Annotated in this window: 14 protein-coding genes; all 14 read right to left on the reverse strand. The window is 60.8% G+C overall.

The genetic code is table 11. From position 1 onward, the window contains the following. Window positions 1-8 precede the first annotated feature (8 nt). The 14 genes from N7E70_RS23785 to N7E70_RS23850 all read right to left on the reverse strand — a co-directional run bounded on the left by N7E70_RS23785 (window position 9) and on the right by N7E70_RS23850 (window position 13,320). The gene (locus N7E70_RS23785; RefSeq protein WP_263007823.1) at window positions 9-692 is read right to left on the reverse strand and encodes an urease accessory protein UreF; all 684 of its coding nucleotides are present in this window, start codon (window positions 690-692) and stop codon (window positions 9-11) included. Continuing rightward, on the reverse strand, window positions 689-1,141 hold the full coding sequence (gene ureE / locus N7E70_RS23790) for an urease accessory protein UreE (protein WP_263007824.1): 453 nt from the start codon (window positions 1,139-1,141) through the stop codon (window positions 689-691). The genes N7E70_RS23785 and ureE overlap by 4 nt, the downstream gene beginning before the upstream one ends. Window positions 1,142-1,213: 72 nt before the next feature. Then, entirely contained in the window at window positions 1,214-1,909 is a 696-nt protein-coding gene (gene urtE / locus N7E70_RS23795) for an urea ABC transporter ATP-binding subunit UrtE (RefSeq protein WP_263007832.1), read from the reverse strand. Beyond that, window positions 1,902-2,699: an urea ABC transporter ATP-binding protein UrtD gene (gene urtD, locus N7E70_RS23800; protein ID WP_263007825.1), complete on the reverse strand. Its 798-nt coding sequence runs from the start codon at window positions 2,697-2,699 to the stop codon at window positions 1,902-1,904. The genes urtE and urtD overlap by 8 nt, the downstream gene beginning before the upstream one ends. Before the next feature lie 3 nt (window positions 2,700-2,702). Beyond that, window positions 2,703-3,809: an urea ABC transporter permease subunit UrtC gene (urtC, locus tag N7E70_RS23805; protein WP_263007826.1), complete on the reverse strand. Its 1,107-nt coding sequence runs from the start codon at window positions 3,807-3,809 to the stop codon at window positions 2,703-2,705. 25 nt (window positions 3,810-3,834) lie between these two features. Further along, window positions 3,835-4,725, reverse strand: a complete 891-nt coding sequence (urtB, locus tag N7E70_RS23810) for an urea ABC transporter permease subunit UrtB (RefSeq protein ID WP_263007827.1) — start codon at window positions 4,723-4,725, stop codon at window positions 3,835-3,837. A 75-nt stretch (window positions 4,726-4,800) separates the two neighbouring features. Next, a complete protein-coding gene (locus tag N7E70_RS23815; RefSeq protein WP_263007828.1) occupies window positions 4,801-6,048 on the reverse strand; it encodes a transporter substrate-binding domain-containing protein in 1,248 nt (415 codons plus the stop codon). A 538-nt stretch (window positions 6,049-6,586) separates the two neighbouring features. Further along, entirely contained in the window at window positions 6,587-7,195 is a 609-nt protein-coding gene (locus N7E70_RS23820) for an ANTAR domain-containing response regulator (protein ID WP_263007833.1), read from the reverse strand. Between the two features lie 11 nt (window positions 7,196-7,206). Continuing rightward, window positions 7,207-8,361 carry a transporter substrate-binding domain-containing protein gene (locus tag N7E70_RS23825; protein WP_263007829.1) on the reverse strand — a complete coding sequence of 385 codons (1,155 nt, stop codon included), beginning with the start codon at window positions 8,359-8,361 and terminating at the stop codon, window positions 7,207-7,209. A 385-nt stretch (window positions 8,362-8,746) separates the two neighbouring features. Then, window positions 8,747-9,880: an aminomethyltransferase family protein gene (locus N7E70_RS23830; RefSeq protein WP_263007830.1), complete on the reverse strand. Its 1,134-nt coding sequence runs from the start codon at window positions 9,878-9,880 to the stop codon at window positions 8,747-8,749. A 221-nt stretch (window positions 9,881-10,101) separates the two neighbouring features. Continuing rightward, window positions 10,102-10,719, reverse strand: coding sequence for a HupE/UreJ family protein (locus tag N7E70_RS23835; protein WP_267322174.1), 618 nt, complete (start codon window positions 10,717-10,719; stop codon window positions 10,102-10,104). Between the two features lie 47 nt (window positions 10,720-10,766). Beyond that, entirely contained in the window at window positions 10,767-11,813 is a 1,047-nt protein-coding gene (locus N7E70_RS23840) for an arginase family protein (protein WP_254300332.1), read from the reverse strand. A gap of 25 nt (window positions 11,814-11,838) precedes the next feature. Next, window positions 11,839-12,912, reverse strand: coding sequence for an agmatinase family protein (locus tag N7E70_RS23845; RefSeq protein ID WP_269441423.1), 1,074 nt, complete (start codon window positions 12,910-12,912; stop codon window positions 11,839-11,841). A gap of 21 nt (window positions 12,913-12,933) precedes the next feature. Beyond that, window positions 12,934-13,320: a hydrogenase maturation nickel metallochaperone HypA/HybF gene (locus N7E70_RS23850; RefSeq protein ID WP_254300334.1), complete on the reverse strand. Its 387-nt coding sequence runs from the start codon at window positions 13,318-13,320 to the stop codon at window positions 12,934-12,936. Between the last annotated feature and the right edge of the window lie 2 nt (window positions 13,321-13,322).

A 13,322-nucleotide genomic window follows, 5' to 3' on the forward strand; every position in this document is an offset into this window, starting at 1 on the left:
GCTCCTCATCAATTGGAAAACAGGCGCTGGCCGGACGTGCCGTGCATGGCGACTGCGATCTCGCAAAGCGGCGTGAACGAACGCAGCGCCTCGCCATCCGCGACCGGCCTGCAGGCCGCGGCTTCGATCGCGGGTAGTGCCCGGGCCATCGAAGCCTGCGCGTCGATGGCCCCGATCAGGCCGAGCCGCACCGCAGCCGTCGCCAGCGAGGCGACCATCTGGTAGCCGCCGATCGCAACGGCCGTCGCCTCGTCGAGGCCAAGCGCCTGCCACACAAGGCCCTGGACGACGGCGAGGTGGCCGCAGGCGCTGCCATAACGGACCATTCCGCGATAGGCAGTCGCCCCCTTGGTTCCCAGGCGCCCATGGGTGGTCAGGAGGGCCGTGCCGTTGCGGCGCGAGCCCGACCGCAGCCCCTCCACGAAGGTCGAGGCCTCGACCTCGCGGTCCAGTTCGGCAAGCGCGTCGAGATCGCCGGCAAGCCGATACGCCCGCACCAGCGCGACACGGTCCGCATCGGCCCAGCGGTGGCGGATCTGGGTGTCGACGAAATCGGCGAATTCGAACACGCCCAACCGGTCGGCCAGCGATGACGATGCCTCGAGCCCTTGCGAAAAGGCAAAGCCGCCTGATGGGAATTGCCCGTCGGCATGCTGCAGGGCGACGAGCAGGTTCGTTGCGGAAAGGCTCATTCGGCCTCCTCGCTCAGCTTGACCCGACCGCCGGAAATCAACGGCTCGATGCGCGCGGCATAGGCCGAGGCGGGCCCGTCCTGCGCCACCAGAAGATCCTCACCGTCGAAACGCACCCGCCAGTGGAGATTGCCGGCGTGATAGCCGAGTTCCAGCGCATCGCTGGCCGAGTGCGGCGTGATCCTCAGCCAGCGCTGCTCGCCGGCCCTGACTATCACCGCGCGATGGTCGTCGAGCACAAGCACGGCACCATCGTGCAGCTTCTGGTCGCGCGGCAAGGTGATCGCCACCTCCTCGCCCTTGTCCGTCCGCGCCATCAGCCGCCGCCGGTCGAGATCGCCGGCCGCAACCGTCACGAACTCGACCGCATGGTGATGTTCGAGATGGTGGATGGCCTCGTGCAAGCCCGGATCGCTTCGGCTGCCTACAACGCTTTCAACTCGCAGCATCTCAAAATCCTTTCTGCGCTAGACCACTCGTCGGTGCCATCGGATATCCCGACCACCAAAGCCACTTCGGCTCTACAGGCTCATATGCTTGTGGATCAGCTCGTTGCTGAGGTCGGCAGTTTCGCCGGCTGCCGCGATTTGTCCCTTTTCGAGGATGGCAAATCGATGCGCAGCGGTACGCGCAAAGCGTATCTTCTGCTCGACGAGGATGATGGTCAGCCCATGATCCCGGTTGAGCGACATGATCGCTTTTTCGATATGCTCGACTATGTTTGGCTGGATGCCCTCAGTCGGTTCATCAAGGACAAGAATGCTTGGATCCGTGGCGAGTGCCCGGGCAATCGCCAGTTGCTGCTGCTGGCCGCCGGAAAGGTTGGTGCCACGTCGGTTCAGATGATCTTTCAAGAAGGGAAACAGGGTCCAGACCAAGGGAGGGACCGACATCTGGCGATCCGCCCGCGCGTTGCAGCCAAGCAGGATATTGTCGAGCACGCTGAGCCCTGGCACGATTTCACGCCCCTGGGGCACATAACCGATGCCGCGCCGCGCACGTTCATAGGTAAGGTCCCGGCTGATCTCGGTACCTTCGAATTCGATCGCGCCCTTGGTCTGCACGGTGATGCCGAGCAGGCTGCGCAACAGGGTCGTCTTGCCCACACCGTTGCGCCCCATGATGCAGAAAACCTCGCCCTTGCGGATTTCAAGATTGAGATCGTGGATGATGTGGCTGGTTCCGTAGAACACGTTGAGGTCTTTGAATTTAAGCATGGCTGAGCGTCGCCGATCCAAGATAGGCCTCGATGACCGCGGGGTTGCGTTCGATCTCCTCCGCGGTTCCCTCGGCAAGTACTGATCCCTGGTGCATCACGGTAATGGTCCGGCAGATGCGGCGGACGAATGCCATGTCGTGTTCGATCACCAGCACCGTGTGTTGGCCCGCAAGGTCGAGCAGCAACTCGGCCGTCTTGTCGGTTTCGGCCGAGGTCATCCCTGCGGCGGGCTCGTCGAGGAGAATGATCTTGGGGTCCTGGCTCAGGACCATTGCCAGTTCGAGCCATTGCAGTTGACCGTGCGACAGTTCCGATGCCTTGCGCTTCATCGAACCGAGCAACCCGGTCCTTTCTGCGACGGCGACCTCCCTGTCGCTTGGCCTGGGCTTCACCCGTTCGAACAGGTTCTGGAAAACACGGACCCTGCGGTTGCTGGCAACCTGCAGGTTTTCCAGCACGGTCATGTCCTTGAAAACCGTTGGCGTCTGGAACTTGCGGCCGACGCCGCTCCTTGCAATGGCAGCCTCGCCGATGCCGGTGATGTTGCGGTCATGCAGCCAGATCTCGCCCTCGGACGGCAGCGTCTTGCCGCAAAGGAGGTCGAGCAAGGTCGACTTCCCGGCACCATTGGCGCCGATGATCACCCTGAGTTCGCCATCGGCGATCGACAGATCGACGTCGCGAACGGCGGGAAATTCGTCGAACCTCACCGTCAGATTCTGCGTCCGCAGGATGGGGGCAGCTGATGCCAGTGCCGCAGTTCGAGATGGCCTGTGAAGGGCATTCATCAATCATGCCTCCCTTGCGGACAGTTCGGCCTCGGCAAAGCGCTCGGCCTTGCCGGAGCGTTCGACCAAAGCCTTGAATATCCCGGCAATCCCGTTCGGCATGAACAGAACGACGAAGACAAAAAGCAGACCCAAAATGATCGGCCAGACCGGCTGGAAGGTGGCGCTTTCGCTGGCAAGGGAGCCGACGAAATTGACGATCAGAGCGCCGATACAGGCGCCGAGCAGGGATGCACGGCCACCTGTCGCAGCCCAGATCACCATCGAGATGCTCAATGACGTCGCCATCAGCGACGGCGTGGCGAATTCGGAGGTCAGGGTGAACAGCATTCCCGCCAGGCCGGCGACACCGGCCGAAACGCAGAAGATGAAGAGCTTGTAATTCTCGACGTCGTAGCCGAGGTAGCGGGCGCGCGCTTCGTCCTCGCGAATGGCCTTGAGGACCTGGCCTATCCGCCCCGACAGCATGTAGCGGGCCAGGAGGATCACCGCGAGGAGCGTGAGCGCGACGGTGTAGTACGCGCTTGGGCCGTAGGGGTCGAATTCAAAGCCGCCAATTTCCAGCAGCGCAAGGTTGGCGAGGCCGTTGAAGCCGCCGGTGAGCGGCTGGTTGTTGATGATCAGCAACTGGCCGATCAAGGCGAAGGCCAGCGTGATGATGCTGACATAGACGCCGGTCGTCCGTCGCTTGAACATGACATAGCCGATCGCGGCAGCCAGTACGCACGGCACGACGATCGCAGCAATCATGCCGACCGTGATGGATCGAAATGGAATCCACAGGAACGATCCGGTGGTGACGCAACATAGATCGCGGACAGCATCCGGCTCCATGTTGAGAAGCATGAGTTGCGGTACCGGATTGTTTTCCGGTACGGCCAGGGTCAGCGACATCGCCAGCATGTAAGCGCCCATGCCGAAAAAAAGTCCCTGGCCGAGGCTCAGGATGCCGGCATAGCCCCACGACATGCTGATGCCGATCGCACAGATCGAATAGACAAGGTAAGTCGCGACACGGTTGGTCCAGAAGCTGTTGAGCACGAGCGGAAGCGCAAGCACAACGGCGAAGAACACTATGTATGCGATTATGGAAGCGGTGCGGTATGTCATGCGCTCGTCCATGTTGCAGCCAAGCTCAGCGGCTCTTGGTGACGAAGAGGCCCTGAGGCTTGAAGAGGAGAATGAGGATCACGACGGTGAACAGGACCGTTCGCCCGTAGACGTCGTTTGCCCAGGTGGCGACGAAGCTCTGGACTTCGCCGAGAATGCCTGCCGAGGCGAAGGTGCCGAGCAGATGGCCAACGCCGCCGGCGACGACAACGAGAAAGGCATCGACGACATAAGGCGTTCCCATGTCGGGTGACACGGTCTTGAAACCCGACACCAGCACGCCCGCAATGCCCGCAAGTCCGGAGCCATAGGCGAACGCCAGCATATTGACGCGCTTGTCGTTGATACCGCAGGCCGCCGCAGTATTCCTGGCAACCGAAACGGCCCGAAGCTGGCTGCCAAATCGCGTCCTGAAGATCAGCAGCCAACTGATAGCGCCCAACGCCAGGGCGGCCACGAACACGAAGGCTCGGTAGACCGGTATGTTGGCGCCGAAGACACGTATGGCCTGCTGCAGTTCGGCTGGAACAGGGACGTTCTGAAGGTCCGAGCCGAGGCCATCGATCTCGATGCCGAAGAGCCCGAGCCCAAAGTGAATTCGGATGAGTTGCTGCAGTATGAGCGCAATGCCCCAGGTTGCCAGCAAGGTGTCGAGCAGCCGCCCGTAGAGCCTGCGAACGACTGTTCGCTCGATGATCAGCCCGAAGGTCGCTGTCACCAGGAACGCCAGCGGCAGGCAGAGATAGATGTTGAAGCCAAGGTGCTTGGTCGCCAGGACCGTGGTGTAGGCCCCGATCATCACCATCTCGCCATGGGCCAGGTTGATGACGTTCATGGTGCCGTAGATTATCGCCAGGCCAAGGGCGACCATGAAAAGTATCGATGCGATACTCAGGCCGATGACAAATGTTTCCATGCCGCTTTCATCCGCGTCTGTCGAGGGATCGTGCCGGCGCGAGCATCCGCGCCGGCAAAGCTGGCTGATCGAGGACTAGAGGGTCGCCCCGCTTGTCGCGCAGACCCGCTTCTCGGCCGTCTCGCCGACACTCGAGTACGGCAGCGGCACAAGCGGCTCGGCATACTGATCGACTACGTCGAGCAGGCCGTCCGCACGGGTCTTGCCGATGCGCGGCGTCAGGTAGCTGTGCAGGTTGTCGGGATCGACCGTGACCTTGCCCTGCGGCGCGTCGAAGGACAGGCCGCCAACACTGGCAACAATGGCCTCCGGCGCGAGATCACCGGCCTTTTCTGCCGCCATTGCCCACATGTTGACGCCGATATACACCGCCTCCATCGCCGCGTGGGTTACAGCGTCGGCTCCGGCGTAGGCCTTGAATGCCTCGACGAAAACCTTGTTCTGCGGTGTGTCGACGGTCTGGAAATAGGGCAGCGAAACATAGCTTCCCAGCGCGTATTCAGGACCCATCGCCTTGATCTCGACTTCGGTTGTCGTCGAAGAACACAAAGGCAGCTTGTCGAAGTCGTAGCCCTGGTTGCGCAGCTCCCGGTAGAAGGCAACGATGGAGTCGCCCACGACGTTGGAGAAGATGACGTCTGCGCCGCTCGAACCGATCTTCGAGACCATGGACGCCCATTCGGTATGCCCGAGCGGGAGGTATTCGTCGCCGACAACCTCCATGCCGATCCTTTGGCAGATCGTCTTCGAGGTCTTTGCCATCCCGCGGGGAAAGGCATAGTCGGAGCCAACGATGAAGACCTTGTTCTTGCCGAGGCTCTTTTTCAGCCACGGCAGGGAATTTTCCAGCTGCTGGTTGGGCACTGCCGAGCCGGCGTAGAGCACGTTTTTGGAGCACTCCTCGCCCTCGTACCAGGTCGGCCAGACCAGCAGGCCCTTGCGCCGCTCCACGACCGGCAGGACAGCCTTGCGGCTGGCTGTGGTGTAGCAGCCGAAGATCACGGGAACCTGGTCTTCGATCGTGAGCTTGCGCGCCTTTTCGCTGTATATGCGCGGCTCGGATGCCGGGTCTTCGATGATGGCACGCAGCTGGCGGCCAAGAACGCCACCCTTGGCGTTGATTTCGGCAATCGCCATCTGGGCGCATTGGTTCATCGATTTCTCGACGATCGCCGTGGTGCCCGTCAGCGAATACATGATGCCGACGGGAATCTCATTTGCCGCCCAGGCCTTGCCCCCGAGACGCAGGATCGCCGGAGCTGCCAGTCCGACAGCCGCAAGACCCGATGCTTTAAGAAACGTACGTCGATCTTGGTTCTTCATTGTTCCTCCTGTTCGCATCTATGTGCGATTTATTTTTAGGAAGCCGCCCCATTCGCGGCCGTGCAGAACGTGTATTAGAACGATGTAATAATCAAAACTTATTCAGTATTTTTTCGCTCCTCCTGATATTTAGAAAGCTTAACTCCAAATCATACCATTCACTTCTCCGAAATAGTTGCGGAACACACGCGATAAGAATTTGGTTTTATTTTCTTGTTATTTACTATTACTACAGACATCCCTTTTCAGACGAACGAACGCTTGACTGACGATCCGGCACGCATGACGCCGAAACAGGTATCCGACTTTGGCCAAAGCAATGCCGCGCACGCGTTCGCACGCGCTGACCAATGAGCGTCGGGAATAGCTGTAAACTGAACCAACGGCTGCCAACGGCCCTGTCGGGAACAGCCGAAAACAAAAAAACCCGCCAACTCCGTTCAGGAGTCTTGCGGGCTACACAGCCTGTCAGTGCTGACGACCTTGTCTCGCACCGGATCGACGCTCAGGCTTCACCCGGCGTCAATTATTTTTCATTCTAGTCACGCATCTCTTTGAAGGTCAAGAGCTCATGTGCATTGATGATCGCACTCGCCAGATCGTCCATCGGAACGCGCTTTGCCATCGCCTGCCGACGAATGTTTTCGTAGGCATCATGCTCGCTAAGCCCTTGTGTTTCCATCAGAATACTCTTGGCCCGCAAGATCCGATTGTTTCCGGCCAGCTTTCGTTCGAGCTTGCGGATTCTCTTGCCCGCATTCTGTCGCTCCAGCCAAAGCGCGCGTGCGATCGTCAGGTTGGTCAGTAAGCCGAACGGGCGGATCGGCCGCTCGATGACTGCCAGCGCACCGCATTCCAGGACCACCTGAAGTGTGCTTGGGTCTTCGTAGGTGACCACCGCCAGCAAGGCGGGGTCGGACGGCTGCACCGGTCGAAACAGGCGCAGGATCTTTTCCCGGTTCTCCTGCTCGATCGAAACCAGGACCACCACCGCCGAGGGGCTTATGGCATCAGGCAGAGGCCAGGTCGTCTCACAGCTGCAGCCAATGCGGCGAAGATGCTCGATCAATGCCAATCCCTCCGAGTCCGGCGGATGGATGACTTGAACGCGCAAGCCTTTCAGGTCCTGGAGTATCCTGGCTGGCACCGAACGATCCACTATGCTTTGCGTTGCAGCTGATGTGGTTTGCTCATCCAATCATCGAATGACGCGGTGACGAAGTAAGGATCCGGCCTGACTCTCGTTTCGGATTGCCAGATGACGTCGAACTTGCCCTCCGAATTGACACGCCCGATCCGTGACCAGAGTTCTGTGTGGTGATTATCGGGGTCAATCCGTATGCGGCCTTGCGGCGCATCGAATTCCAGCCCGGCCAAGTGTTTGGCCAAAGCCTCAGGCTCATCCGTACCGGCCAATTCCAGAGCATTGGCGTAGAGATGAACCTGAAAATAGGCGGCCTCGGCGCCTGCCGTGACAGGAGCATTGGGGCCGAAGCGTTTTTTGTAGGCGGAAACAAACCGCCGCGCCTGTGGCGTGTCCAGAGTTTCGAAGAACGACGCCGAAGTCAGATGCCCCGCAGCAACCTCGGGCGCCATCTCGGCAACTTCGGCTTCGGTTGTCGTCAGGCTCGCGATCGGCATGGTCTCGACGTCAAAGCCGGCCTCTTTGTAGGCCTCGTAAAGCATGACCGCGCCGGTGCCCACCACCGTCGACACCACGATGTCCGGCTTCAGCTTCTTGATCTGCTTGATGACCCGGTCGAAATCCTTGCGGACGGCTTCGACAGGGACATAGATCTCGTCGAGAATGGTCCCGTTGGCCCTCGTCACAAGATCCATGACGACACGGTTGTACTCGTAGGGGAACACGTAGTTCGAGCCGACCAGGAGGAACCGCTTGCCGTAATTCTCTATCAGATACCGCGCGAGCTGGACCGCATTCTGGTTCGATGAGGAACCCGTGTAGAAACAACGTGTCGAGTACTCGAACCCCTCGTAGAAAGTTGGGTAGAACAGCAGTCCTCGGTAGGATTCTATTTCCGGGAGGACAGCCTTTCGCGCCGACGACATATAGCATCCGAAAATGATCTTGATGCCATCCTCGGCGAGAAGACGAACGGCGAGTTCCTGATATTTCTTGGCAGAACATTCCGGGTCATAAAAAACAGGCTTGATCGGTCGCCCCCGAACGCCGCCGGCTGCGTTGATCTCTTCTGTTGCCAGGCGTGTCGCATTCGCTTCCGCCATCTCGGCCGCAGCAGTTACCCCGCTGCTGGAGAACAAGACGCCAATACGCCAGTCGACATTTGCCATGCGATCTATGCCACCAATTGAGCAGGCCGAAACAAAGTACTCCGGTCATCAGCGTGAGCCGGACAGATTCTGCTTGGGGAGATTTGGGAAACGCCACTGTTTCCGGTGTCATAGAAATATCCTGCCGGCCGAAGAAAGGCAACGCGCTTGGGCAGCGTTACGTGTCAGGACCGTCAATCCAAACCGGCACTGCCCGTCGGGTCGCCTGAGCACACGGCTCCAGCCCCTTCGACTGATGGTCCTGCTTGCCTCACAGCCCAAGCCTCACATGGATCTGCAATCAATCCGCAACGTCTGGTGAAGCGTTCGCGAGGGGGATCCGCCTGAGGTTGCCAGCGTTGCCAACACCAGGCTCACATCGATCCCCCGCTACCATCTTCGGATATTACCCCTTTGCGGTCCGTTTTTTCTTTTCCGGATCGTCGAAGGTCAGCGTGTGAGCGATCGCGTTAGCCCGCAGCGACTTGCCGCGGACTTCCAGCTTTACGCCTTGCTTGGCATAGGGCACATCGAGACGGGCGATCGCCATCGATCGCTTGGTCAGCTTCGAATAGGACGGGCAGGTGATGACGCCGACCTTCTTGCCGTCGGCCCAGACCTCGTCGCCGAGATCGGCCATCTGGTCGCCCTCGATCAGCATGCCGAAGATCTTGAACCGCTCCTTGCCCTTCTGGCGATAATGCTCTTCCGCCCCCCGGAAGCCGGTCTTGCCAGGCGATACCGTGAAATCGAGGCCGAGTTCCCACAGGCTGTCTCCAACCGGCTCTCCTGCAATCGGGTACATCTGGGAATTGTCGTAGGGATAAAACAGCAGGTAGCTCTCGACCCGCAGCAGGTCGAGCGTGCTGAAGCAGCACGGGATGATACCCATATCCTTGCCTTCGGAAAGGATCGTATCCCAGACAAGCCGCGCATCCTGGCCGCGCACGAAAATCTCGTAGCCGCGCTCGCCGGTGTAGCCCGTGCGCGAGATCGTCACCGGAGCGCCGAACAGCGTGGTGTGGATGTGGTTGAAATAATTGAGGTCGCGGATTCCGGGCACGTGTTTGGCCAAGAAATCGACTGCCAGAGGTCCCTGCAGCGATAGATCGTGAAGGTCGTCGTCGAACAGCACGGCACAATTGCGCCCGGCGGCCTGCTTGATGATCTCCTCATGCGCCGTGCCGGTTCCGCTGACCAGCATCCAGGCGTTGGGTCCGTTGCGATACAGCACGCAATCGTCGGTCAGGTGGCCGCGCTCGTTGAGGATAGCGGCATAGACCGAACGGCCCGGCTGGATCTTGGCCACACTGCGGGTCGTGATGTACTCGAGGATCGCAATCGCGTGCGGCCCGATCAGGTGCATCTTCCGCAATCCTGAAACGTCCATCAGGCCGGCCCTGGTGCGGATCGCGACGTGCTGGTCGAACGGATCGGCGTCGTAGGTCCAGGCTGTTCCCATGCCGCTCCAATCCTCGAGATTGGAGCCGAGTGCTCGGTGACGATCGCCAAGGGCGGTAAAACGCCAGCTCAAGGTCATCTTGTTCCTCCGGTCATTTTGGCAAACAGGTTTCGTACCGGCGCGGCATCGCGCGCCAGGGAGTTCAATCGTTCGTCGCTTCCCATTTGCAGGGCATGCGACAGATCAGGATGCGGAGGTTTCAGCCGTATGGCCGAAGCGATGTGCCTGAGCGCCCTCCAACGCTCAGGCCGGGCGGAGGCGGCTGGGCGCCGGCTCCGCCGATCGATAGGCTCGACCGATCAGCCGGCCAGACCGGCTGCCAGGACGACGCCTGCGGCGGCGATGCCGCCACCGCCCACCTTGAGCGCGCTACGCCAGGACAAGCGGGCGACGAAGCTGGCAAGCGAGAAGCCCAGCGCATGCAGGACAACTGTCGAAGCGACAAACCCCAGCCCATAGAGGAAGGCATTGCTGGCAATCGGCAATTCCTGGCCGTGGGCGAAACCGTGCAGGCCGCCGAAGGCAACCGTCATCGCAAAGGCCGCACCGAACGGCACCCGGCTGCCCAGCGCCACGATCGCGCCCAGCAACACCACCGATCCGGCGATGCCCAGTTCGACAAAGGGAAGCGACAGCCCGGTCATGCCAAAGACCGCGCCCGCGATCATTCCGATGACGAAGCCGAGCGGCAGCCAGCGAAAATACGGCTCGTTGTCGGCATTCTGCCCGGCCCAGATGCCTACCCCAGCCATGGCCAGGATATGATCAAGCCCGGAGAGCGGGTGAGATAGTCCAGCCCCGAGGCCGCCGGCCTCGGGCAGAAAATGCGCGTAGCTCGGCATCGTCGACGCGGCATATGCAACGGCAACCGCCGCAGCGAACCGCGTGATCTTTGTTGTGTTCGTTGTCGTGTTCACCATCAACTCCTGTGGCCGGCGGCAGCCGGCCTTGTCCAAGTGGCTGTCTATTCGGCGGCGACCAGATCGGTGCGGCGCAGCTTGTCGTCGATGACGTCGCCATCCTGTGCTGCCAGCGAAGCCATCAGGCGCATGATCACGCACGCCGCCAGGCGGGCCGCCGTGCCGCTGATGTCGAAGATCGGGCATAGCTCGGTGAGATCGATGACGCTGACACCGCCACGCTTGGCGATCATGTCGACAATCCGCATCATCTCACGCGACTCGAGGCCGCCCGGTTCCGTCGAAGTGACGCCGGGTGCCGTCGACGAATCCATGACGTTGAAATTGAAGCCGAGGTACTGCGCGTCGGTGCCGCTCCAGACCCGGTCGATCGAACGCTCGACCAGCGGGTAGATGCCCGCGTCGAACAGGTCGAACATCGAGTCGTACTGAAGGCCTCTCTCCTTCGAGAGGTCGATATGGTCCTTCGGGTTCATGGCGTTGCGGGCGCCCAGATGCGCGACATTCCTGATGTCGAGATTGGGCAGTTCGGTGATGCGCGCCATGGCGCACGGGGCGAGATTGCGCTCGCCGGCCCAGCTGTCGGCCATGTCGAGCTGCGCGCCGAAATGCATGTAGCCCATCTTCTTTTGCGGGCCGATATGGTCGGACAGCGCCCGCGCCGCAGTGATCGAAATCGAGCGGTCGCCGCCGCAGATGATCGGGATGAGCCCGGACTTCAGCACTTCGCGGACCGCACGATAGATGCGCTCATGGGCCACCTCGGGGCTGACCTTCGGCATCGAAACGTCGCCGCAATCGACAGCCTTGCCATGCAGGTCGACATTGTATTCGAACCAGTAGGAAAAATACTCCTGCGTGATGAGGCGGAACTCGCGCGGAGCATCCTCCGAGCCGGGCTTGCCGATGTTACCCTCGTCGAACGGCACGCCGACGAAGGCGTATTTCGCACCGCAGGCCTTCAGCGCTTCGGCATTCAGCGGCACGTGAGCCGAACGCAGGAACGTGATCAGGCCGGGCGCCCGGTAGTTGTCGCCGGCGTCGCCGCCAAGCGGCGAGAACAGATGGGCATAGGATTTTGCTGGGTTCATGACTTAATCTCCTCCCTGAGAATTCTTACGGTTGCTTGCCCTGCTGGCGCAGGGTCTGGGCACGCGAGCCGAGATAGTGGTAGATCATGTTGACCGTCATCTTGACGCTGATCTGGCTCGGATCGAAGTACGGGCAGAGCTCGACGATATCGAGAATGTCGCAGCCGTGGCGGCCAGCGATGCGCGCAAGCTGGATCACTTCGCGCCCTTTCAGGCCGTAGCATTCCGGCGCGGAGTTGGCGGGCATGCAACTTATGTCGATCGAGTCCGTGTCCCAGGTGAAGTACAGCGAGTCGGTGTCCTTCTTCACCCGTTCGAAGATCTCGTTGGCGCACACTTCCAGCCCGCGCTCGATCATCTCGGGCATGGTCACAACGCGGATCTCGTTGTCGACGTAGAAGTCCCACCAGTCCTTGGGATTGAGGCTGTTGCGCGACCCCATATGCGCCATGTTCCTGGCGTTGCAATTGGGCAGGTCGAGCGCGCGCGGCGCGCCGGAGCAGTTGGTGATCAGGTTGCCGGCCCAGTCGGGTCCGGCGTCGAGATGGCAATCGACATGCAGATAGCCCATCTTGCCGCTGCCGGTGAAACGCGACAGCGCCTTGGCGCCGGGGATCGGCAGGGAGTGATCGCCGCCGAACAGGATCACCTTGGCGCCGCCTTCGAGGCACTCGGTGACGTAGTCGGCGGTATATTCCTGCGACTTGATGTTGTTGCCCGGCACGGTCGGCACGTCGCCGCAGTCGACGACACGGAAAAAGCTCAGCAGGTCGACGTCGTATTCGAACATGTAGGGAAAATACTGCGTCGTCGCGTCGCGCAGCCCCGCGGCGCCTTGCGAGGCGCCGGCGCGCACGATCTGGCCCTGGTCCCACGGCACGGCCAGGAAGCATATCTTGGCACCCATCTCGCGGATCTTGTGGCGATCCGGCGGGCAATAGGGCGCGCCCATAAAGGTGGCGAGCCCCCTGGATTTGAACGAACCATTGTGCAGCTTCGGCGAGTAGATGTGGTCATTCTCGCCGAACTGCTCGGCGGGGCCGCGATGTTGATGTGGCGTGAATTGCCACTTTGCTGTCTCTGTTTTTCGATCAAGCATGCTGTTCCTCCCAACAGATAACTACTGAAGTGCTTGCCGAGCCTGGGCCGCAGGGTGCTGCGCTTCTTCCTCAAGCTCGATGTGGATAAGCTCCATCTCGCGCCCGGACAGCACCTTGCGTGAAGGCCTCCCGCAGTCGGGGCAACGAAGATTGGAAAGCGAGAGCGGCGACCGCACCTCGGCGCAGTGCTCGCAGAATATGGTCAGCGGCACTTCCTCGATGTGCAGCTTGGCACCTTCACAAAGCGTGCCGCGCGTCGCCGGGCCGAAGCAGAAATAGAGCGAGCGGGCGATGCCGCACATGACTCCGAGGCGCACATGCATTCCGATGACCCGGGCCCGGCCGTTGCGCGCGGCGTGATCGCTGGCAAGGTCGATCAGGCTTGAGGCGATGGTGAGCTCATGCATGA

The sequence above is a fragment of the Aminobacter sp. NyZ550 genome (genome assembly GCF_025628925.2).
Taxonomy (GTDB): Bacteria; Pseudomonadota; Alphaproteobacteria; order Rhizobiales; family Rhizobiaceae; genus Aminobacter; species Aminobacter ciceronei.